The sequence below is a fragment of the Lacrimispora sp. genome (assembly GCF_036758025.1).
Classification (GTDB): Bacteria; Bacillota; Clostridia; order Lachnospirales; family Lachnospiraceae; genus Lacrimispora.
On sequence record NZ_DAIOXM010000026.1, the window covers coordinates 20,382 to 42,922 of the forward strand.

18 protein-coding genes are annotated in these 22,541 nt (G+C 45.2%); all 18 read right to left on the reverse strand.

What is annotated here, in order from left to right; genetic code table 11:
* Positions 1-2: 2 nt before the first annotated feature.
* The 18 genes from minE to V7M78_RS18275 all read right to left on the reverse strand — a co-directional run bounded on the left by minE (position 3) and on the right by V7M78_RS18275 (position 22,529).
* The gene (minE, locus tag V7M78_RS18190) at positions 3-281 is read right to left on the reverse strand and encodes a cell division topological specificity factor MinE (RefSeq protein ID WP_333651790.1); all 279 of its coding nucleotides are present in this window, start codon (positions 279-281) and stop codon (positions 3-5) included.
* Between the two features lie 11 nt (positions 282-292).
* Positions 293-1,084, reverse strand: coding sequence for a septum site-determining protein MinD (gene minD / locus V7M78_RS18195; RefSeq protein WP_333651791.1), 792 nt, complete (start codon positions 1,082-1,084; stop codon positions 293-295).
* Between the two features lie 53 nt (positions 1,085-1,137).
* On the reverse strand, positions 1,138-1,803 hold the full coding sequence (locus tag V7M78_RS18200; protein ID WP_333651830.1) for a septum site-determining protein MinC: 666 nt from the start codon (positions 1,801-1,803) through the stop codon (positions 1,138-1,140).
* Positions 1,804-1,824: 21 nt separating this feature from the next.
* A complete protein-coding gene (locus tag V7M78_RS18205) occupies positions 1,825-4,689 on the reverse strand; it encodes a penicillin-binding transpeptidase domain-containing protein (RefSeq protein ID WP_333651792.1) in 2,865 nt (954 codons plus the stop codon).
* A complete protein-coding gene (gene mreD, locus V7M78_RS18210; protein ID WP_333651793.1) occupies positions 4,682-5,200 on the reverse strand; it encodes a rod shape-determining protein MreD in 519 nt (172 codons plus the stop codon). Before mreD ends, V7M78_RS18205 begins: the two co-directional genes overlap by 8 nt.
* A 14-nt stretch (positions 5,201-5,214) precedes the next feature.
* Positions 5,215-6,114, reverse strand: a complete 900-nt coding sequence (mreC, locus tag V7M78_RS18215; RefSeq protein WP_333651794.1) for a rod shape-determining protein MreC — start codon at positions 6,112-6,114, stop codon at positions 5,215-5,217.
* Entirely contained in the window at positions 6,115-6,810 is a 696-nt protein-coding gene (gene radC / locus V7M78_RS18220) for a RadC family protein (RefSeq protein ID WP_333651795.1), read from the reverse strand.
* Between the two features lie 48 nt (positions 6,811-6,858).
* On the reverse strand, positions 6,859-7,110 hold the full coding sequence (locus tag V7M78_RS18225) for a DUF4321 domain-containing protein (RefSeq protein ID WP_333651796.1): 252 nt from the start codon (positions 7,108-7,110) through the stop codon (positions 6,859-6,861).
* 68 nt (positions 7,111-7,178) lie between these two features.
* A complete protein-coding gene (locus V7M78_RS18230; protein ID WP_333651797.1) occupies positions 7,179-8,474 on the reverse strand; it encodes a methionine gamma-lyase family protein in 1,296 nt (431 codons plus the stop codon).
* 3 nt (positions 8,475-8,477) lie between these two features.
* Positions 8,478-9,428, reverse strand: coding sequence for a tRNA (adenosine(37)-N6)-dimethylallyltransferase MiaA (miaA, locus tag V7M78_RS18235; protein ID WP_333651798.1), 951 nt, complete (start codon positions 9,426-9,428; stop codon positions 8,478-8,480).
* Positions 9,428-11,431, reverse strand: coding sequence for a DNA mismatch repair endonuclease MutL (gene mutL, locus V7M78_RS18240; protein WP_333651799.1), 2,004 nt, complete (start codon positions 11,429-11,431; stop codon positions 9,428-9,430). Before mutL ends, miaA begins: the two co-directional genes overlap by 1 nt.
* A 69-nt stretch (positions 11,432-11,500) precedes the next feature.
* Complete coding sequence (gene mutS / locus V7M78_RS18245) at positions 11,501-14,155, reverse strand: DNA mismatch repair protein MutS (RefSeq protein ID WP_333651800.1); 2,655 nt, start codon at positions 14,153-14,155, stop codon at positions 11,501-11,503.
* A 44-nt stretch (positions 14,156-14,199) separates the two neighbouring features.
* Entirely contained in the window at positions 14,200-15,642 is a 1,443-nt protein-coding gene (gene miaB / locus V7M78_RS18250; protein ID WP_333651801.1) for a tRNA (N6-isopentenyl adenosine(37)-C2)-methylthiotransferase MiaB, read from the reverse strand.
* An 87-nt stretch (positions 15,643-15,729) separates the two neighbouring features.
* Entirely contained in the window at positions 15,730-16,548 is an 819-nt protein-coding gene (locus V7M78_RS18255; protein WP_333651802.1) for a DUF1189 domain-containing protein, read from the reverse strand.
* Positions 16,549-16,627: 79 nt separating this feature from the next.
* Positions 16,628-18,139 carry a ribosomal protection-like ABC-F family protein gene (gene abc-f / locus V7M78_RS18260; protein WP_333651803.1) on the reverse strand — a complete coding sequence of 504 codons (1,512 nt, stop codon included), beginning with the start codon at positions 18,137-18,139 and terminating at the stop codon, positions 16,628-16,630.
* 325 nt (positions 18,140-18,464) lie between these two features.
* Complete coding sequence (locus tag V7M78_RS18265) at positions 18,465-19,949, reverse strand: carbon starvation CstA family protein (RefSeq protein ID WP_333651804.1); 1,485 nt, start codon at positions 19,947-19,949, stop codon at positions 18,465-18,467.
* Between the two features lie 130 nt (positions 19,950-20,079).
* Positions 20,080-20,799: a LytR/AlgR family response regulator transcription factor gene (locus V7M78_RS18270; RefSeq protein ID WP_333651805.1), complete on the reverse strand. Its 720-nt coding sequence runs from the start codon at positions 20,797-20,799 to the stop codon at positions 20,080-20,082.
* A 23-nt stretch (positions 20,800-20,822) separates the two neighbouring features.
* Positions 20,823-22,529, reverse strand: coding sequence for a LytS/YhcK type 5TM receptor domain-containing protein (locus V7M78_RS18275; RefSeq protein WP_333651806.1), 1,707 nt, complete (start codon positions 22,527-22,529; stop codon positions 20,823-20,825).
* Between the last annotated feature and the right edge of the window lie 12 nt (positions 22,530-22,541).

Sequence of the window (22,541 nt, forward strand, 5' to 3'; positions counted from 1 at the left end):
AATTAGTATATCCCCTTATCAGGTATATCGCGAATAGGGATGTTCGCATAAAGCACAGGGGTGAAACGTTCACAATCTTCCTGCTTTTGCTTTTTCATCTGTATCTCTATTCTGTCGGAATCTATATTTAAGTATCTTGAAACGACGCGGACCATATCGTCTTTTATCATCTGCATGATCTCAGGAGAACAATCAGCCTTGTCCGCAACCAGCAAAAGTTTCAGACGATTTCTTGCAATTTCTCCTGAATTCTTCTTACGGAATACAGGAAACAGGCTCATATTCTACCCTCCTATGCTCTCTTTAAGAGACTGGAGAGTTTAAAGAACAGGCCTCCACGCAGCGTGGGGGTATGAATAGGTACGTTTTCCCCCATAATCCTCCTGCAGATGTCCATATAAGCTTGTCCGGCCGGAGTTCCCATACCTACCAGGGGTTCTCCCTGATTGGTGGAAATGACCACATCCTCGTCGTCAGGAATGGCGCCGATCATATCTACGGCAAGGATGTCCATGACATCGTCTAAGGACATCATATCTCCCCTCTTTACCATATCCGCCCGGATTCGGTTTACGACCAGTTCAATCATACCCATGTCGGCGGCTTCCAAAAGCCCGATGATGCGGTCTGCATCCCGGATGGCCGAAACCTCTGGTGTGGTGACCACAATGGCCCTGTCAGCGCCTGCAATGGCATTTTGAAATCCCTGTTCAATTCCTGCCGGGCAGTCCAGCAGAATGTAATCAAAGTCTGCTCTTAAATCATCCACCAGCTTTACCATCTGTTCCGGATTCACGGCAGTCTTGTCCCTGGTCTGCGCCGAGGGAAGCAAAAACAGGTTCGGGTATCTTTTGTCTTTTATCAGGGCCTGCTTCATACGGCAGTTCCCTTCTGCCACGTCCACTAAATTGTAGACAATGCGGTTTTCCAGTCCCATGACAACATCTAAGTTGCGCAGTCCGATATCTGTATCAATCAGGACTACCTTTTTACCCAGAATTGCCAGGCCGGTACCTACATTGGCAGAGGTTGTCGTCTTGCCTACCCCGCCTTTTCCAGAAGTGATTACGATTACCTCGCTCATATCATATCCTCCTGAAACTTAAAATTACTTTGTTAGTGCTTTCATTCTCTATTCTACCTTAATTTTCGGAATATTTCCACACTTTTTTTCATTGGTTTAATAATAACTTTATTATTCTCCAGATATGCCTTCATTGGACCGTGTCCCAGGCGCTTTCCGCGCCCGTCAAGGCCGGAGGTGCAGTCTGCGATGCGAAGCTGGACAGGAGCCATATCGAGAGCCGTAATCAAGGCTTCTCCATTGCCTGCCACTCCTGCACATACAGTTCCGGCAAGTTTTCCAAGGACGATCACATTGCCCTTTGCCAGAACCCTTGCGCCTTTGCACACATCTCCGATGATGACAATGCTGGCCTCTGATTCCAGAGATTCTCCATTTTGTAAATTTCCCTTAAAGAACTGGCCTGTCTGGCAGGACAGCTCCATCAGTTTTTCATTCAGTGCTTTTTCGCAGCGCTCGATCCGGTTTATATCCTTGTCCACAATGCAGACGATTTCCACATTGCAGTTTTCCGTGATCCGGTTAATCACCGCAAATTCTTCTTCAGCCGTTAATTCTCTTCCCTCAAGGGTCAGGGTCATTTGTGCAGATCCCCAGAACTTTGCGTTATCCCCAAATTTTTTCCCTATGTCAGAAAGAAGCTGAGGGAAGGGGATGTCCGGATCCAGGATGACAGTCATACCTGCTCGGTTGCTTTTAATCACTACGGTATTGTGCATCATATCACCTCTTAATCCTAGTTAATCACCAATTTTGACCTGTGCTGCATCCAGGGCGCCTGCGTTTACAATGGATTCCAGGTCTCTATATCCATAATAATATTCATAGACGTTTTTTCCAATATTGGCAGCGTTGGAGGATGAATATCCATAAGGAATATTCACCGTAACACAGATTTCCGGATCATTATAGGGTGCAAAAGAAATGAAAAATGCGTGGTTCGGTTTATTTCTGGCCTCCTGGGCAGTACCCGTTTTTCCTGCAATTTCCACCTCAAGGTCTGCAAACAGCCTTTTTGAGGAACCGTTTGTTATCACCTCTCTCATCCCCTGTTGTACAGTATCCCACGTTAAGTCCGCCGCGTCAATATGAGAAGAAATCTCAGGGGTATAATCTTTAATCAGATTGCCTTCAGAATCCGTTGTTTTATCTAATAAACTGAGTTCAAACACGGTTCCCCTGTTTGCAAGAGCCGCCACATATCTGGAAAGCTGAACATTGGTATAAGCATGGCTTCCCTGTCCCATGGTAGAACGCTCCGGGTCCTCCTTGGATATCTGGGGTTCCAGCTCCGCTATTTCCACTCCGGACTTATGATCCAGCCCGAATTTGGATGCGTATTCTCTCAGGACTTCAAGTCCTCCATCCGGGGAGTAATTCCCCGATGCATCTGTAGAAAGGCGATGTCCTAACTCAGCAAAAAAGACGTTGCAGGAATTTGCAATACCTTCCACAAGATTTAAATGACCGTGATATCCGGGATAAATCCAGCATTTGATAGGCATGGCTATCTCATCATACTCACCGGTACAATTGATGGTTTCCTCTGTGTTGACCACATGTTCTTCCAGAGCCGCCACGGCAGTAATGGGCTTAAAGGTAGAACCCGGTGCCTTTCTGGTCTGGGTTGCATTGTTATATAAAGGCAGGGATAAATCTGCCTGAAGCTGGCTGAAATAAGTGCCGTCACCGATCCGGTTGTTGTCATATCCCGGATAGGAAACGAGAGCCAGAACCTCCCCTGTCTTGTCATCGGTGACCACCACACCTGCATTGCTGGGAGACAGAGCCAGCTGGGCCGGGGTGATTTCCAGGGTGGAAAGCTTTTTCAGCAGGAAGGAATAAGCGTCGCCGGAAGCCCGAAGTTCTGCGGCTTCCTGCCCTTTGTCAATCAGGACTCCCTGATCGTATAAGGCAAGACAAAGTTCCTGTCCTGTAATTACATCATCATTAATTAAATAACGGTAAATTCTCTTGGTAAAGTTCCGGTCTTCTCTCAGGCTTTCCAAGGTATAGCGGACCAGAGCTTCAAAGGTATCGTCTGCATTGGAATACTTGGCACCTGTTTCCAGCTTGGTGGTGTCCACCCAGCCGTTTGCAATTCCATAGTATAAATAATTTCTCAGACTGATTTCATCGGCCTTCCAGGCCTGGTATTCCTGACTGGAGGTGTCGATGGCATCTTCTTTGATCATTCCCACCGTAGGCCCTGCCAGGTAGGAGTAAATGTAAAACATATAAGCCTTCATATCCTCAGGCAGGTCCTTCATGGCCGTAGCGTGAGGACTCATCAGTTCATTGGTGAGATTTATAAAAATTTGCTCTTGGGAGGACACGTATTTGCGGTATATCTCTTTCTCCGTATCGGAGGCATCCTCTTCCTCTATTCCTTTCAAAGAAAGCACGTTGTTATTAATCAGCTGATAATAGGCGTCCTTGACAGGTATCTTCATATTGGAACCGTCAGTGGTACTGCCAACCTGATAATCCCCGTTGACAATGGTTTTTATAAGGACTCCGGCCAGGGACTGTTCGATCAGATGGTAAATACCTTTCTGAAGGTCCGCATCCATAGTTAAATAAACGTCATTGCCTGCAGAGGAATCCGTTTCATCCTTTGTTTCTCTGATCCGCCCCATGCTGTCCTTGTAAATGGTCTTCTTCCCCTTAGTGCCCTGAAGATCCTGCTCCATGGTGTATTCGATGCCTGTCCGGCCTACGATATCATTAATATCGTAGTCAGGTTTTTTCTGCTGAAGCTCCTCCAACTGATCCTCAGGCACCTTACCCGTATAACCGATGACAGGTGCAAAGGGAATGCTGTCGTTATAAGCCCGGATGGTGGTTTCCTCCACATTTACGCCCTGTAAATCTCCGGTGTGCTCTAAAATATCGGCAACGGTTTCATCGGAAACCTGAGTAGCCACAGTGGTTGCTTCGTATTTACGAAAGGACATGAGACGAAGGGCGTACTTAATATTGATGATATCAAGGGCCTCCTGGTCTGTGAGAGTAACCGGATTTCCATCCTCGTCCTTTAATTTGTCAAAACCGTTATCCTCATAAGCCATCTGGAACAATTCTCTGGCGTTTAAATTGGAAGGATATTTTCCTTTTTCATCATCTAAGTCTTCCACCTTTTTCACACCGTAATAATCCCGGAGAAAACGCTTTCTTGCGCTTTCCGAAGAGGAGGTATAAACCATATCTCCATTAGGATCCAGGGCTACTTCAAATTTCCCCTGAACCTTTTCTCCATGCTTTTCGAGGATTCTCACCAGCCTTAAATACATGTTGTTTTTATCTTCTGCCTTTTTATAGGCTCCCGTATCCTGTACGGTTACGGAATAAGCCAGCTTATTGTAAGCCAGGAGCTTTCCGTTGCGGTCATAAATATTTCCTCTTGTTCCGGCAGTTGTGATGGTTTGCTCTGTAATCTGCATATATTCGTTAAGAGCTTCTTCTCCACGAATGATCTGCATATCAAAAAGAGTTCCCACCAATCCGGCATACATGGCAAAGCAAATGCATCCAAGTATAAAAAGTCTGGAAGAAATCGCCTTTTTAAAAAAATCTGTCAGTATATCTAATAAATCTCTAAACAATGGAAGAATCACCTCTTTTTTCAATTTCCTCCAGCCGGCGGTTTAAGATCAGGAAGAGACGGTAAAAAAGCAAAGTCGTCACGACTGTAAAAATGATCTCAGGCAGCACCAGGTTGGTGAAATAATATCCGATTCGGATCTTTTGACGGATCAGGAACCGGAAAACATAAATATACATGTTATAAGCCAGCTCATTCAAAATGCTTAAAATCAGGGGCAGAGTGATATAGTCCTCATAATAATATTTCCGGAAAATACCGTTGATATAACCCACGTGAACAAAGATCAGGGTATAAAAACCAAAGGGGCCGCTGTAGAACAAATCCATCATAAGCCCTGATATAAGTCCGTAATACATTCCCGCCTCTGTTCCATAGATGAATCCAAAGGAAAAAGTCAGGATCAGAAGCAGGTTGGGAGCAGCCGATAAAAACGGCAAAAGGGGAAATATGCAGTTTTGAATGGTAAATGCCAGAAGAATCAGCAATACGTTAATAAAAATCCGTCTCATTTTTCTCCTTTTTGTTATTGGGAAGCGCTCTCTTCTTCAGAAGGCGCTTCTGCCTCCGGTGATTCAGAAGACTCCTCTTCCTTCATCATGTCAGCCTTAAGCTCTGTAATGACTAAAACCTCCTGGAGGCTGTCAAACTCTGCCGCCGGAATTAAATATCCTGATTTGGTCACGTTGTTGGTATCGTTGGTCACATCAGCGGCATAACCGATCAAAATGCCCGGAAGAAATACGGAACTGATGTTGGAGGTCACGATCTTGTCACCGTCTTTTAAATCGCTTTCTTTTAATACATTGGTGATCCTGAGCCTGCCTTCCTTAAACAAAGTCAGATCTCCGGCCACAATACAACTGTCAGCGGACTGCATAGCCATTCCGCTGACACGGCTGGAGTCGTCAATAATGGAGCGGACCGTGGCATAATTGGCTCCCACATCCGTCACAAGACCTACCAGACCGCCTCCGGCCACCACATTCATGTCCACGGCAATTCCGTCTTTGGAGCCCTTATCAATACGGAATATCTGAAACCAGTTGCTGGAGTCATTGGCAATGACCCTTGCCCCCACCTTTTCATACTGGCCGTATTCCTGATCCAGGCTGTAAAGCTGACGGAGCCGCTTTAATTCAAATTCCTCAGCCTGAAGCCTGGTATTCTGCTCCGTAAGCTGGGTAATGATCTCTTTCATCTCTTTGTTTTCATCTAACGCATCCCGCAGCTTTGTATAATCCACGATCTGGTCGTAAATGGACGACCCCACCGCATTGACCCCTGACTGCACCGGAATCAGGAAATAGCCCACTCCGGTCCTAAGGGGTGTCAGCCATTCATCCCGAATGGAGGTCAGCCCGATCAGCAGGACACAAAATACTGTTAAAGCGATAAGAACATATTTGCTGCGCTTTGATTCCATCTATAAAATTCCCCGTTCCTTCAAACTGATATAGGAATTATCTCCTATGATAATATGATCCAGCAGCCGGATTCCCATTAATTCCCCGGCTTCCTTTACCCGGCGGGTAAGGCTGATATCCTCTTTGCTGGGAGAGGGATCTCCGCTGGGATGGTTATGGACCAGTACCAGGCTCACAGCGTGGTATCTGGCGGCTTCTATAAAGATCTCCCTGGGGGAAACCACCGAAGCATTTACCGTTCCCTGGGAAATCAGGACTTCTTTGATTAAAGCTCCCTTTGTATTGAGAAGGAGAATGAAAACCTGTTCCCGCTCCTTGTGGCGCATATCTTCCATGAAATAATTGACGATTTCAAGGGGATTGTGAAAGGAAACGGTCTCTGAAAGAGCGCTCCGCTTCCAGATACGCCTGGAAAGCTCTCCAATGCACATGAGCTGTGCTCCCTTGACCCTTCCGATTCCCTTGACAGCCATAAGCTCCGGAATGGAAAGATGCAAAAGCCCTAAAATACCCTCTTTCGGATAATTTAAGGCCAGTATCTTTTGTGACAGAGCCAGGGAATTATCCTCCCTGGAACCGGTGCGGATAATAATGGATAAGAGCTCCGCATCGCTTAAAGCCTCCGGCCCATCCGTCAAGCATTTTTCATAGGGCCGCTCCTGTGCCGGAATGTGTTTCATTGTTATACGTTCCATATGCCTCCTGACCGTTACTCTCCAGGTACGAAAAAAAGGACATACGTTTTAAATAAACCGATATGTGATGAGGGCTGCTGCCACTCCTATGATGCCTGCCATGGTTATTTTAATGTTGATCCCAAAGGTAATGACCAGGATGCCTAAATTGACCACAAGCGGGGTGTCAAACCCAAAGGACTGTCCCACATTCAGCCAGGACAGCCAGGATATCCCCTTAGCCAGATCTCCCATAAATCCTCCTAAGACAACACCGGCAAGCATAAGAAGAAGCAGTACCCAGCAGTTTTTGTACTTCATCTGCTCTGCTACCCCTTTTGGTATTATGGCAGGAATTTCCGTGCCTATCAAAATATTTTAGCATAGATTTACAGTTGTGTATAGCCTTTTTTGAGGACTCCGGCTTCCAAAAGCTTTTGCATGGATTTAAGGATTCCCAGCTTTGCATGATACCATGTAAGCCCTCCCTGAAAATAAACGGCATAAGGGGGCTTTATGGGACCGTCGGCACTCAACTCAATGGAAGAACCCTGAACAAAGGCTCCTGCCGCCATAATAACAGGTGCATCGTAGCCAGGCATATCCCACGGCTCCGGTGTCACAAAGCTGTCCACAGGAGCTGCTGCCTGGATTCCCTGGCAGAATGCGACCACGCCTTCCGGGGATCCAAAAGTAATGGCCTGAATGATATCATGGCGGGATTCCGAACTGTTTGGCACCACCGGAAAGCCCAGCTTTTCATAGACATTGGCTGCAAAAATGGCCCCCTTTAAGGCTCCTGCCACCACGGTGGGGGACAAAAATAATCCCTGGTAAAAGGACTGGTTAAGCCCTAAACTGGCTCCCACCTCTTTTCCAAGACCCGGAGCGCTTAAGCGGTAAGAGGCCCGTTCAATGCAGTCCGCCCGGCCTGCAATATAGCCTCCAATGGGAGCAAGGCCGCCTCCCGGATTTTTAATGAGGGAACCCACCACCATATCCGCTCCCACGTCACTGGGTTCCAGCTTTTCCACGAATTCCCCGTAACAATTATCTACCATGCAGATCACATCCGGCTTTATTTTTTTAATAAAACCAATCAGTTCACCGATCTGGGCAACGGAAAATGTGGGACGTGTATCATAGCCCTTGGAACGCTGGATGGTGACCAGCTTTGTCTTTTCATTGACAGCCTTTGCAATGGATTCATAGTCAAAAGTTCCGTCCGAAAGAAGGTCCACCTGACGGTATACAACTCCGTATTCCTTTAAGGAACCGACACTGTCCCGGATGCCGATGACTTCCTCCAGGGTGTCATAAGGCTTTCCCACCGGAGAAAGAAGCTCGTCTCCCGGACGGAGGTTTCCAGAAAGGGCGATGGAAAGAGCGTGGGTGCCGCTGATCAGGTTCGGCCTTACAAGGGCGCTTTCCGTGTGAAATACGCCGGCATACACATCTTCTAAAGTATCCCTGCCCAAGTCATTGTAGCCATAGCCAGTGGTTGCTGCAAAATGAATATCACTGACCCTGTTATCCTGCATGGCCTTTATGACCTTCATCTGGTTGTATTCCGCAGTCTCGTCAATTTCCTTAAAACGGTCCTTTAAAGCTTCTTCGATCTCTTTTCCAAAATCCAGCACCTGGCGGCTGATTCCCAGAGTTTCGTACATTGCATTGATATCCATGATCTATTTTTTCTCCAATCCGTACATCTCATTTATGTCTTGTAATATCTTTTCCAATACCTTTTCCTGGTCATTTCCAAAGTCAGGAAGGTTCAGCCATCTCACATCCCGTTCCCGTTTAAACCAGGTGAGCTGCCGCTTGGCAAAATGCCTGGTATCCCGTTTCAGGATATAGACTGCCTCCTCAAGAGTGGCAGCTCCCTGTAAATAATCCAGAATCTCCTTATAACCCAGGCCCTGCATGGATACCATGTCCCTGGTGCAGCCCATGGCCTTCAACTGTTCCACCTCTTTGACAAGGCCCTGCTGAACCATCAAATCCACCCGCCGGTCAATCCGCTCATAGAGAACATTCCGGTCTGTGTTCACCACATAATAGAGGAAATCGTAAGGAGACTTCTTCTGCCTTTCCCGCTTATTATGCTCTGAAATACGCTCTCCTGTCTGCCTGTAATATTCAATGGCCCGGATCACCCGCTTCTGGTTGTTGGCATGAATTTCCTCCGCTGATTCCGGGTCAATGTCTTTTAACATATGGTGGAGAAACCCGGCTCCCTTTTCTCTTCCCAGAGCTTCCAGTTCGTCCCGGATGGAGGTATCTTCTCCGTTTTCCGTAAAATCAATATCATAAAGAAGGGCCTGGATATAAAAACCAGTCCCCCCTGCCACAATGGGAATACGTCCTCTGGAATAAATCTCTTCCACAGCCTTTTTTGCCAGCTGCTGAAAGGTTGTCACATTGAATTCCTCATCAGGATTTAAAACGTCAATTAAATGATGGGGAATCCCCTCCATCTCTTCCTTAGTAATCTTTGCGGAGCCGATGTCCATATGGCGGTAAACCTGCATGGAGTCAGCGCTTATGATTTCTCCTCCCACTGCTTTTGCAAGGCGGACTGACAGGGCTGTTTTCCCAACTGCTGTCGGTCCGGTTAAAATAATAAGTGGTTTCATTAAACAATCCTCTTGAATTTTTTCTCCAGCTCATACTTGCTCATGGAGATGATGGTGGGCCTGCCATGAGGGCAGGCATAAGGGTTTTCCAGGCTTAACAACTGGTCAATCAGCTGATTTGCCTCTGCAGCAGACAGCCTGTGTCCTCCCTTTACTGCGGCCTTACAGGACATGGAAGCGACTTTCTCGTAAATCACGTCAGGATTGTGGGAAAAGCCTTCCTCCGACAATCCATCAATCATTTCAATCAGAAGTTCCTTTTTTGCAATAGAAAATAAATTGGCCGGAACTCCCCTGACCGCATACTCTTTTCCGCCGAAAGGCTCTATCTCAAATCCGATGTCAGTAAAATATTTTAAATGCTGGGTTAAAAGCACCTCTTCATTGCGGTTTAAAGTGAGAATAATGGGAGGGCTCACCAACTGGGAGGAATACTCTCTGGTTTTCAGTGTTGCCATGGTTTTCTCATATAAAACCTTTTCATGGGCAGCATGCTGGTCAATAATGTAAAGATGTCCGTTAAATTCCACCAGCCAATAGGTATCAAAAAGCTGTCCGATCAGTTTGTGCATGGAACGGGCTTTTGGCTCTAACAGCTTTCCGTCAAATAAGTCCAACTGTTCCGGCGTTTCTTCCTTCACTGACGAAGAAGACTCTCCCCTGTCAGCGGCCGGATATATAACTAATTCAGAGCTTGGTTCTGAACTCCGTTCACCGCCCGGCTTCGCCGCCACAGACTCTGACAGTTTTTGAAAGCCTTCCTTTTCTGAAGACCCTGATTCCGGTTTCAGCCAGTTTTCCAGAAGGTCATTTCCTTCTCTCACAAAAGACGGCTTAGGCGGAACCAAACGTTTGGGAAAGAGGGAACCTGCCTCCTGTTTCTCTTCAGTGGCTGCCTGCTGCATAGCCATGATCCGCCGCTTTTCAAAGGGTTCCGGCGCAGGCTCGTGTTTTCTGGCTGCAAATACCGGCTTTTCTTCCACCCTTTTGATCAGCTCCACCTCCGGTATCAGCTCTTTATGAGCCAAAGCCCCGGACACTGCCTGATATACTGTCTGGTAAATCAGCTCCCCATCTCTGAAACGCAGCTCCATCTTGGTGGGATGGACGTTTACATCCAAAAGCTCCGGTTCAATGGAAAAATGAAGCATGGTAAAGGGATATTTATGCTGCATCATAAAGGGCTTATAAGCTTCTTCAATTGCCCTGGAAATAACACTGCTTTTAATATACCGCCCATTGATAAAATAATTCTCATAATTCCGGTTTCCTCTGGCAATAACCGGTTTTCCGATATGGCCTTCTATGGAAACCTCTTTCTTTTTCACAGAAACCTCTAAAAGATTGGAAGCGATTTCCCTTCCAAAGACCGTGTATACAATATCCTTTAAATTGTGGTTCCCAGAGGTGTGAAGCTTATTCTGATTATTCTGGATAAAGCGGATGGATACCTCCGGATGGGACAGGGCCAGCTTTTCCACCAGATCAGCCACATGAGCCCCTTCGGTAGCCGGAGTCTTTAAAAACTTCTTTCTGGCCGGGGTATTGTAAAATAAATTTCTGGCAATAAAGGTGGTTCCCTCCGGCGCTCCGATCTCTTCTAAGGAGCGCTCTTCTCCCCCGTCAATCTGGTATCTGGTTCCGGTCAGGCCGGTGCTGGTCTTGGTAATCAGCTCCACCTGGGAAACTGATGCAATGCTGGCAAGAGCCTCCCCGCGAAAGCCCAGGGAAGCCACGGTAAACAAATCCTCTACAGTCTTGATCTTGCTTGTAGAATGGCGCAGGAAAGCCAGGGGAACCTCTTCCTTTGGAATCCCCCAGCCATTGTCGGTCACCCGGATAAAGGTAGTTCCTCCATCCTTGATTTCCACAGTCACTGCCGTGGCCTTTGCATCAATGGCATTTTCTAAAAGCTCCTTTACCACTGAGGCAGGCCGCTCCACCACTTCTCCTGCGGCTATTTTATTGATCGTATTTTGGTCCAGTACGGTTATATTCGGCATGGTATCAGCTCCTTTTTAAACATGCCCCAAGAGCGTGTCTGAAAAATACAAGCCTTTTTCAGATACGCTCTACTGCCAGCGGTTTTTCAGCTTTGTCTGTAAGCGGTATAAGGTGTTAAGGGCATCGATGGGAGTCATGTTTCCAAGTTCTAACTCTCCCAGCTCCCTGATGATGTCATCATCCTTTGCAGTGTCAAAAAGAGTCATCTGCTGCAAATCCACCTCGTCAGGCTTTGGAACAGCTTTTCTGCGGGGGACGTTTCCATTACCTTCTGCAATTTCCCTGGCTCTGGTGGCAATATCCGCATCGCTCAGCTCTTCCAAAAGTTCTCTGGCCCTGACAATGACCGAATCCGGCACCCCTGCCAGCTTGGCCACCTGGATGCCGTAGCTTTTGTCCGCTCCGCCTTTGATGATTTTTCTTAAAAATACAATGTCTTCGCCCTGTTCCTTTACTGCAATACAGTAATTGTTGACACCGCTCATGGTGCCTTCCAGCTCGGTCAGCTCATGGTAGTGAGTTGCAAACAAGGTCTTTGCTCCTAAAAGCTTTAAATTGCTGATGTGCTCTACCACAGCCCATGCAATGCTGAGCCCGTCAAAGGTACTGGTACCCCGTCCGATTTCATCTAAGACAATCAGGCTGTTTTTGGTGGCATTGCGAAGGATGTTGGCAACCTCTGTCATTTCCACCATAAAGGTACTCTGGCCGGATGCCAGATCATCAGAAGCGCCCACACGGGTGAAAATACGGTCACAGATGCCGATATTGGCCTCCTGGGCAGGCACAAAACTTCCGATCTGAGCCATTAAGACAATGAGGGCCGTCTGGCGCATATAGGTAGACTTTCCTGCCATGTTGGGGCCTGTAATGATGGAAAGCCGGTTTTTACCGTTATCTAGGTAGGTATCATTGGAAACGAAGAGATCATCTCTCATCATCTTTTCCACAACCGGATGGCGTCCGTTTTTAATGTCAATGATTCCCTTTTCATTGATGGCAGGTTTGACGTAATTATTTTTAGAGGCAACAGAGGAAAGGGAAGTCAGGACATCGATTCCTGCAACGGCTCTGGCTGTCTTCTGAATTCTTAAAACCTCTCCTGCAACCGAATCTCTCACCTGGCCGAATAACTCGTATTCCAGGGCAAACAGCTTGTCCTCAGCCCCTACGATGACTTCTTCCAGTTCCTTCAGTTCATCCGTGGTATAGCGCTCTGCATTGGCAAGGGTCTGCTTGCGGATAAAGTAATCCGGCACAAGGTCCTTAAAGGAATTGGTCACTTCAAAATAGTATCCAAAAACTTTGTTGAACTTCACCTTCAGGTTTTTGATTCCCGTCTTTTCCTTTTCCTTTGATTCCAGCTCAGCCAGCCAGTTTTTCCCCTCTGTCTTGGCACCTCTCAGCTTATCCGCTTCTTCATGAAAACCATCCCGGATGATTCCGCCTTCCCGAACTGTAATAGGCGGGTCTTCAATAATGGCCCTGTCAATCAAATCCTTGACATCCTCCAGGGCATCCAGTTCCTCCCACAATTCTTTCAACAAGTCGCTGGTAAACTCCTTTAAAATGTCCTTGATGTAAGGGAGCATTTCCAGAGAGTTTTTAAAGGCGACTAAATCCCTGGGATTGGCAGTTTTATAGCTGATCCGGCCAATGAGCCGCTCCAGGTCGTAAATAGGGTTTAAATACTCGCAGATCTCTTCCCTGGATATGTAATTCATGTTCAGCTCTTCAATGGCATTTTGGCGCTTTATGATTTCAGACTTATGGATTAAGGGCTGTTCAATATAGGTGCGAAGCATTCTGGCTCCCATGGCCGTTTTCGTCCGGTCCAGGACCCAGAGAAGGCTTCCCCTCTTCTGTTTTTCCCTCAGGGTTTCCAGAAGCTCCAGATTCCTTCTGGTAGAGGTGTCAATAATCATGAATTGCCCGGTGGAATAAGGGGTGATGGCGGTGATATGGGATAAGCTGTTTTTCTGGGTTTCATACATATACTCCATAACAGCGCCGGCAGCAATCACTCCAGTGTCGTAATCCTCCAGTCCCAGCCCGGCCAAAGTGCCTACTTTATAATGTTCTTTCAGAATTTTCCGGCAAGCTTCATCGGAAAAGAAATGATGATCCAGAGATGAAATAACCGCGTGATAGCGGTTTTTGATTTCCTCTATATCCACTCCTGAAACGTAAAAAGCTTCGTTGCAGATAATTTCAGAAGGGGTGAATTTATTGATCTCATCAACCAGCTCCCGCTCGGATTCCACCTCAGTCACCAGGAAGTCTCCGGTGCTGATATCGGCAACTGCGATTCCAAAGGTTTCTCCAATGTAGACGATACCCATGAGATAATTGTTTTTTGTTTCATCAAGAGCCTGGGCGCTGGTTATGGTTCCGGGAGTCACCACCCGGATGACCTCCCGCCTTACAAGGCCCTTTGCCTGCTTGGGATCTTCCATCTGCTCGGCAATGGCCACCTTATAGCCCTTTTGCACAAGGCGGTTTAAATATGTATCAACGGCATGGTAAGGAACGCCGCACATGGGTGCCCGTTCCTCCAGTCCGCATTCTTTTCCTGTCAATGTAATTTCCAGTTCCCTGGATACGGTAACCGCATCTTCAAAGAACATTTCATAGAAGTCACCCAGCCTGTAAAACAGAATACAGTCCGGGTACTCTTTTTTTGTTTCCAGATAATGGGTCATCATTGGTGATAATCCGGCCATGGTTTGTACTTCCTCTTTTCTTATGCTTGCGTTTCCACGGTTTCTTAAGCCAGGGTTCCCATATAATAAAATCCTTTGGATTCATCCAGATGGACATCCACGATTTTTCCAATAAGAGAAGGATCTCCTTTAAAATGTACAGTTGTATTGTTGCTCATGCGTCCGGTTAAAAGGCCCTTTTCATGGTCATTTACTTCCTCAGCCAGAACCTTCTGCACCGTATGTTCATCACGTCCGCAGACCTCTGCCGATATCTTCTGGACTTCTGTAAGCAGGCGGTCAAACCGGTCCTTGACCACATCTGCAGGAATCTCTTCCATATCCGCCGCCGGAGTTCCGGTGCGCTTAGAATAAATGAAGGTGAAGGCACTGTCAAAACGAACTTTTCTCACCACGTCAAGGGTTTCCTGGAAATCCTCTTCTGTCTCCCCTGGAAATCCTACAATAATGTCCGTAGTCAGGGAAATATTGGGCATAGCTGTCTTGATTTTCTCCACAAGTTCCAGATACCGTTCCTTGGTATACTTCCGGTTCATGATTTTTAAAACCCGGCTGCTGCCGGACTGAAGGGGCAGGTGAAGATGGGTGCACACTTTTTTGGAATTTTTCATAGCTTCAATCAGTTCATCTGATAAATCCTTTGGATGAGAGGTCATAAAGCGAATCCGCTCCAAACCTTCCACCTGGTCGATCTGAGTCAGAAGCTCTGCAAAGCTGACTGGGGTTTCAAGGGATTTTCCATAAGAGTTGACGTTCTGTCCCAAAAGCATGATTTCCACAACACCATCTGCTGCAAGCTGCCTTACCTCTTCCACAATATCCTTGGGGCTTCTGCTTCTCTCTCTGCCCCTTACATAAGGAACAATGCAGTAGCTGCAGAAATTGTTGCAGCCGAACATAATATTGACGCCGGATTTGAAGGGGTATTTCCGTTCCGTCGGGAGATCCTCCACAATGCGGTCCGTGCCTTCCCAGATGTCTACAACCATCTTTTTCGCTTCCAGGCGTTCATGGATCAGCTCTGCCAGTTTGAAAATATTGTGAGTGCCGAAAATAATATCCACAAAGCGGTAGCTTTTCTTAATCTTGGCAACTACCTTCTCTTCCTGCATCATGCAGCCGCATAAAGCGATCATCATGTGGGGATTTTTCTTTTTTAAGCTGTTTAAAAAGCCCAGACGGCCATAAACCCTGTCATTGGCATTTTCCCTGACTGTGCATGTGTTATAAAGAACGAAGTCTGCTTCTTCCGTATCGGTTTCCACAAAGCCGATTGCTTCCAAAATACCCTGGAGCTTTTCAGAATCCCTGGAATTCATCTGGCAGCCGAATGTGGCGATGTGAAAGGTAAATTCTTCTTTTCCTGAGGACTCCTTTAATTTTTCCAGCATATCCTGACAGCGCTCAATAAAAAAGTACTGTCTTGCCGGTTCTTCATTTGGAGCGTGACTGAGGGCTTCTTCATAAGTCATATTTATATCATTCATTTACATAACCTCTTAAATTTTTATTATGGCATATATCCGCAGTGAACAGTATATCATAAATCCCTTTTATTGCAAATACCAAAAAAGTCACTCATCAAGCTCCTTCATTTTTCTGATGGCAAATACAATATACAGCACGGAAAGACCGAAATTGATAATTTCGAACATGGGCATGGGAAAGGGTAAAAAGGATAGAAGGGCCTTAGTCATTAAAGGCAGTGTTCTGGTATAGATACCCATTTGATACAATTGTCCGAAGGTCAGCCGGTAGTTCATGACGGAGGCAACGATCATACCAAGAAGGGCAACGATCAGTACGCCAAAGAAAAACACCGCCGTCATAAAGATAAATGCAAGGACCATAAAAGCCGCCGCAATCAGGTAAGCCTGAGGAACCAGCTGCTGAAGTCTGTCCCGGTTGAACTCTATATTAAGATCAGAAAAATATTCTCCTAATATTTCACCCTGATTCTTTGTAATAACCTTTTCCGAATCCATCAACACTACCTGATAATAATCTGAAATATATTCCCCAATTTCATCCACATCATAAAAAGAGTTATCCGGGTCTGTATTAATATTCAGATAGATGCCGCCGGATTCATATTCAATAGGCCTTTCCACCCAAAGCTTTCCGCCGCTTAAATCAAAGTCAGGTATAAAATCCTCTATAATCCTTGCAAATCCTCCTGTATGAACCTGAAATCTTATAAAGGGGAAAATCATGGTCAAAGAAAAATATATGACCATAAGAACAATCCCTGCTAAAAAAGCTTTCCTGCGTTTGTTTTTCAAAAAATCTCTATAGCTTTCATATTTATAAACCGATAGTATAAGTTCCTTGAATACATTCATTTTTACTCTCTGTTCTCCTTCATCAGCTTTTTCATTCCATACTCCGCCCATCAGCGCATATCCTTTCCCTTAAGAGTTTTTACACATAATAATCTTATCATATGGCTGTATGGAAGTAAAATAGTATTTCTTACGGTAAATCCATCTGAATCTGTACCACCACGTCTGCCACATTTCCCGTAAAAGCTTCATCATGCTCTACAAGTACCATAGAAGGCTGGAATTTGAGAATCAGGTCTTCAATCTGGATTCTGGAATACACATCAATAAAGTTAAGGGGTTCATCCCATATATAGACATGAGCCTGCTGGCAAAGGCTGCTGGCAATGAGAACCTTTTTCTTCTGTCCTTCGCTGTAGGATTCCATGGGCTTTTCAAACTGTTCCCTGGAAAAATCCAGCTTGCGCAAAAGGGCCTTAAAAAGAAAGTCCTCCACCCCGCTTTCCCTGGCATATTCTGTTAAGCTGCCTTTTAAAAATGAAGTATCCTGGGACACATAGGAGATTTTCAGACCGGAGGCAAGTTCTACCGTTCCCTTATGAGAAGGGCCGTCAGTCATTTCATTTCCAAGAATCAGCTTTAATAAGCTGGATTTTCCGCAGCCGTTTTTCCCCTGGAGGGAAACGCGCTGTCCCTGTTCTAAGACAAAGCTTACAGGCTCACAGACCGGGCCGTCATAATAAGGAACCACATCCTTTAAGGAAATAAGCCTTTGGGAATGGTGCCTTAACGGATAAAGCTTTAAGCTTTCCGCTTCTTCTATATTGGTTAGCAGTCCTCTTTTCTCCTCCAAGGCGCGGTCCTGTCTTCTCTCCAGGTTTTTTCTCCTCATCTGCATACGCCTGGACTTTTCACCGATATACGCCCGTCTGTCAATGGATTTTTCCTGGCCTGCGGATTTCTTACCGATTTTCGTGGATTCCACCTGATCCGCCCATTGGCCGGACCGTCTGGCAGATTCCTCTAAGTGACGGATATCCTTTTTCAGCTTTTCATTTTCGGACAACTCATACTGGTCCTGTCTCTGCTTATTCTCATACCAGGAGGTGAAATTCCCTTTCTGTACCTCAATATCCCTTTTATTGATGGATAAAATATGATCCACCGAAGCGTCTAAAAACTTCCTGTCATGGGATACCAGAATAAAGCCTTTTTTACCGCTTAAATACTGGCTCACCAGTCTTCTTCCCTCCCGGTCGAGATGGTTGGTAGGCTCGTCAATCAGAAGAAAATGGCCTTCCCGCAGGAAAAGAGCCGCCAAAAGAACCTTGGTTCTCTCCCCGTTTGACAAGGTGTAAAATGGCCGGTACATTACATCCTCTGAAACCTGCAGCTTATTTAATTCTCTTTTCAACTCCCAATATTCATAATCCCCAAGCAGGGAATCTAAAATCTCCTGAGTGTCCCTCTCCTGGTCCGGCACCGAAAAAGGGAAATAATCAAATATAACACTGGAAGAAATACTTCCGGAATATTCAAACCGGTTCATCAAAAGGTTTAAAAAGGTGGTTTTCCCCCTTCCGTTTCTTCCCGTAAATCCCAGCTTCCAGTCTGTATCAATCTGGAACGAAACGTGTTCAAATACCGGATCATAGCTTCCTTCATAGGTAAATGATAAATCTGTAACCTGTATCAACGACATAGACAATCCTCCATTCAAGCAGAAAATTTTCTTCTGCACACAAAAAAGCTGCAAGAATGTTTCCCGCAGCCGCATTGCTTCAAAACTCCCATTAGGGCAGTCTACGTTTTTTCTGTCCCTTCCGGACACGAAAAAAAGGGCTTGAGGATGAAATAATATTCTTGCAAAACAGGCACGACAAAAAATGGATGTTACTCCACTGTTTTTTCATCATGCAGTTACTTAAGCAAGAATCATTACTTCATCCTTTCACCCCTTTCCATTAATCTGCTGATATTCTATCACAAACACAAAGTATTGTCAAATAATAGCTCCTGACCTTAAATTACATTTTATAATTGAGAATGGTATCCTTTCTCTTAACAGCCAGCTTCGGCACCAGCCAGAAAAACAGGACTGCACAAATCACACCTAATACATAGGAGATGACATAGCTGGTGGCAGGAATATTAAATATTCTGCCTATTCTGGCTTCCAGGCCAAAGCCAATTTTCTCATGGAATATGTAGCTGAATACAATAAAGGTATAAAAGGTTCCCGGCAGTAGGGAAATCATGTAATTTTTCCCGTTCGTTTTTAAGTATACCGTGATCATTGCAAGGGCAAACACGGCAACCAGTTGGTTTGTAAATCCAAAGTATCTCCACAATAAGTTAAATCCGCCCGGAGAGGATTTTGCATAGAAGAGAATTGCAATAGCAGGAATAAAAATTATTAAGGATAACGTGACCCGCTTTTTTGCTTCCTTTTGATCAATATTAAACTGCTCTGCAATCATCAGACGAAGAGCACGGAATGCAGTGTCACCGGAGGTTATGGGTAGAACAATAACTCCGATAATCGCAAACAATCCTCCTATATTTCCCATGAATTCTCTGGAAATGATTCCTACCATCTGGGTTGCCCCAGTATCCATACCGGTTCCTCTGCCAAATAAAGTCATGGCTCCCGCCGCCCAGACCATAGCAATAGCTCCTTCCACCAGCATCATGGTGTAGAAGGTATGACGCCCCTCTTTTTCATGCTTTACAGTTCTGGAAATCAAGGTTGCCTGGCTGCCATGAAAGCCTGACATAATTCCGCATGCAACGGTAATAAAAAATACTGGAATAAAAGACTGCCCGGTGGGATGCTGCATCAATAAACCGCTGCTTAAATCCATCATGCTGGCACCGCCATCCATCATAACTCCGCCAAATACACCAATAGCAGATATAATCAGCACCGCACCGAATACCGGGTAAACACGTCCGATAATCTGGTCAATGGGGAAGATGGTGGAAATAACATAATAAAGCAAAATAACTGCATATACAACCCATATTACGCTGCTCTTTACATCCATTCCCAGCACATCACCGACAATTAAGTCTCCTGGGGTATAAATAAATACTACACCCGTAAGGAGCATTAAAATCCAGATAATAATAGTATAAACTCTTGTTGCTCCTTTGCCCATAAACTTATACATCATCTTCGGAACCTGGGCTCCTCCGTTTCGCATGGAAATCATGCCCACAAAATAATCATGAAGGGAACCGGCAATGACGCAGCCAATGGGAATTGTAAGAAATGCAATAGGACCGAACAAAATCCCCTGAATGGGCCCCAGAATCGGCCCTGTTCCCGCAATGTTTAAGAGCTCAATCAATTTGTTCTTCCAGGGCTTCATGGCAACATAGTCAACACCGTCTGCCATTGCCACTGCCGGAGTCTCCCTGTCATCCGGTTCAAAAACTTTTTCGCAGAACTTTCCATAGAAGGCCCCTCCGAAAATCAAAATTGCCATACCAACTAAAAATATAATCATGACTACCTCCTGAAATAAATGAATGTTGATTCATCTTGTCTTTCATTCATTTTACCACACTTTCTTAACACATATTCCGTTTTTTGTGTATATTGTATATTTTCAGGGGCGATATGTAAAATAACATGTATCAAATGCAAATTATATTTTTTAATTTCTTAATTTGGTTCCTGCTTATTGGCAAAACTGCATCTTCAAATCCTTCCATCTTCACACAATATGTATTATTAAACCAGGGATATAATTCCACAGCATAGTTTAAGTTGATCAAATAACTTTTCTGTATCCGGAAAAATCCGTTCTCTGCCAGCCGTTCTTCAAAATAACTTAAAGGATTGCTGTCTTTATAGCTTTTTCCTTTGGTATGGACAATACAGACCCTGTTCTGGGACTCAATATATATAATAGAAGAAATCTCAAGCAAAACAATCTTCTTATCCACGTATAATGAAATTTTCGAAAGAAGTGGTCTGGTATCGTAAATGTTTTTTTCATGCTTTTGATTGTATTTCTCCAGCATCTGTCTTACTTTCCCCTCTGAAAAGGGTTTTAACAGATAGTACAGCGCCTCCACTTCAAATGCCTTATCCGCATAATTATTATAAGCCGTAGCAAACACAATCTCCGCTTCCGGTATAAATTTCCTGGCAGCCACAGCAAGAGAGATCCCGCTGATGTCTCCTAGATTAATGTCAATGCAAAGCAGGTCAAAGGGCTCCTCTGCAATGGCTTTCAGACCTTCTTCCCCGCTTGCAAATTCCGATACTGATGCATCAGGCAACACTTTTTTAATCAGATATGTCAATTCATTTCTTGATGGTTTTTCATCATCAATAATGGCGATTCTCATGATCTTTTCTCCCTTTTCTGCAGTTATACGTGTTCCATTTCCAGAACCCCGGAAATCCCCTTGGGCAGACGGATATTAACAATAGAGCCATTTTCCGAAGTTACAATGTCCAGACCGTTTTTCTCTCCGTAAACATAGCGCAACCGTTTTTCTACATTGATCAGCCCGATTCTGCGGCCGTCTGAGGTATTGCACTTTAATCCATTGACCACATGTTCCGGAATTCCAAAGCCATTATCCATGACAGAAATCTTAATCCCTTCTGATTCCTCCCGGATTATGATCTTCACTTCGCCGTGTTTCTTCTTCATAGCACCGTGCTTTACCGCATTTTCCACAATGGGCTGTAAAATCAGACAGGGAATTTTGCATTCCAGGTTTTCCGGAATATCCAGTGTAATATCCAGTCGTTCGTCAAATCTGGCTTTTTCAAGCTGCAGATAGGCAATCACATAATCGATCTCATCGTAAATGCTCACAACCCCATCCTTAGTCTCAATGGAGTTTCTGAAATAAGTGGCAAGAGCAATTAAAAGCTCCCTGGCCTTGTCCGGCTTTTCCCTGCAAAAAGAGCTGATGGTATTTAAACAATTGAATATGAAGTGGGGATTAATCTGAGATTGGAGGGCTTTAAATTCCGCTTTCTGTAAAAGCACCTGCTGTTTTTCCATTTCCTCCAGCTCAAATTCCATGGAGAACAATTTGCTTAAGCCTTCCACCAGCTGGACATCCGAATGATAAGAGACTCTGAGTTTATTTGCAAAGATAATGAGACAGCCAATAGGCTTTCCATATTTCATCAGAGGGGCTCCGATTGCAACGTTTTTTTCCAGTGTTTTATGCAGAATATCACCTATGGGAGCATCTTCCGCAATACATACCTGTTCACCGGACAAAATTTCTCCGGCCAGATCCGGCAAGGCCCTGCTGCTATTCAGACTGTTTAATATTTTTCCTTTGGTGCAGATAATATTTTTCTTATCCGTAAAAATAACGGACAGATCCTTTGAATATTCCAGCATAATATCGCCGATTTTTCCGCATATTTCCTCATTATAAACACCGGATTGCAAAAAAGGAAGACACTTTTTGGATATTTCAAAGATAAGGCCCATTTTGTGCCCTACCTCATACTCTATTTCTTCAAGCATGTGCTTAAATACTCCGGCAAACAAAACCATGCCCATGGCGTTGAGAAATGTCATAGGAACTGCAATGATCCTTACCAGTGCAACAGCCTCCTCATAGGGCTTTGCAAAAGCCAGGATAATGCCCATTTGCAAAAGCTCTGCGGCAAAGGTAATGATAAACAAATCCAGACTTCTGTATTTATTCTTTTTTACATATTTCCCGACAGCGGCACTGATAAGGCCTCCTGCCAAAGTGGAAACCGTACATGCGAAAGAGGCAAATCCCCCTATATCAATCATATACCGGTGGATGCTTCCAATGACGGCGGCCCCGATGCCGACCACAGGACCACCGATGACTCCTCCTGCCATAACACCGATGATACGGGTATTGGCAATGGCTCCCTTTATTCCGTATCCAATGTATGTGGAAAATATGCTGAAAGAACCAAAAATAAGAATCAGTATGATGACCTCTTTTGCCTCATGCCGTTCTCTGGCAATACACCTTTTTACCAACCCCATCCTGGCTAAAATCTGGGCCAGGATCACCAGAAGGCCGATATTCAGCACAATGCTTTTCATGACTTCTACATTCATTTGCTCCCCTCC

Coding starts and splice junctions, on each gene's coding strand:
- V7M78_RS18200 (WP_333651830.1), bottom strand. CDS start 1,803: ATGCACAATACCGTAGTGATTAAAAGCAACCGAGCAGGTATGACTGTC.
- V7M78_RS18225 (WP_333651796.1), bottom strand. CDS start 7,110: ATGAAGTACAAAAACTGCTGGGTACTGCTTCTTCTTATGCTTGCCGGT.
- mutS (WP_333651800.1), bottom strand. CDS start 14,155: ATGGCCGGATTATCACCAATGATGACCCATTATCTGGAAACAAAAAAA.
- radC (WP_333651795.1), bottom strand. CDS start 6,810: ATGGAACGTATAACAATGAAACACATTCCGGCACAGGAGCGGCCCTAT.
- mreD (WP_333651793.1), bottom strand. CDS start 5,200: ATGAGACGGATTTTTATTAACGTATTGCTGATTCTTCTGGCATTTACC.
- V7M78_RS18275 (WP_333651806.1), bottom strand. CDS start 22,529: ATGAATGTAGAAGTCATGAAAAGCATTGTGCTGAATATCGGCCTTCTG.
- abc-f (WP_333651803.1), bottom strand. CDS start 18,139: ATGTCGTTGATACAGGTTACAGATTTATCATTTACCTATGAAGGAAGC.
- V7M78_RS18255 (WP_333651802.1), bottom strand. CDS start 16,548: ATGGGCGGAGTATGGAATGAAAAAGCTGATGAAGGAGAACAGAGAGTA.
- mreC (WP_333651794.1), bottom strand. CDS start 6,114: ATGGAATCAAAGCGCAGCAAATATGTTCTTATCGCTTTAACAGTATTT.
- V7M78_RS18265 (WP_333651804.1), bottom strand. CDS start 19,949: ATGATTATATTTTTAGTTGGTATGGCAATTTTGATTTTCGGAGGGGCC.
- minE (WP_333651790.1), bottom strand. CDS start 281: ATGAGCCTGTTTCCTGTATTCCGTAAGAAGAATTCAGGAGAAATTGCA.
- mutL (WP_333651799.1), bottom strand. CDS start 11,431: ATGCCGAATATAACCGTACTGGACCAAAATACGATCAATAAAATAGCC.
- miaA (WP_333651798.1), bottom strand. CDS start 9,428: ATGAAACCACTTATTATTTTAACCGGACCGACAGCAGTTGGGAAAACA.
- miaB (WP_333651801.1), bottom strand. CDS start 15,642: ATGAATGATATAAATATGACTTATGAAGAAGCCCTCAGTCACGCTCCA.
- V7M78_RS18270 (WP_333651805.1), bottom strand. CDS start 20,799: ATGAGAATCGCCATTATTGATGATGAAAAACCATCAAGAAATGAATTG.
- minD (WP_333651791.1), bottom strand. CDS start 1,084: ATGAGCGAGGTAATCGTAATCACTTCTGGAAAAGGCGGGGTAGGCAAG.
- V7M78_RS18230 (WP_333651797.1), bottom strand. CDS start 8,474: ATGGATATCAATGCAATGTACGAAACTCTGGGAATCAGCCGCCAGGTG.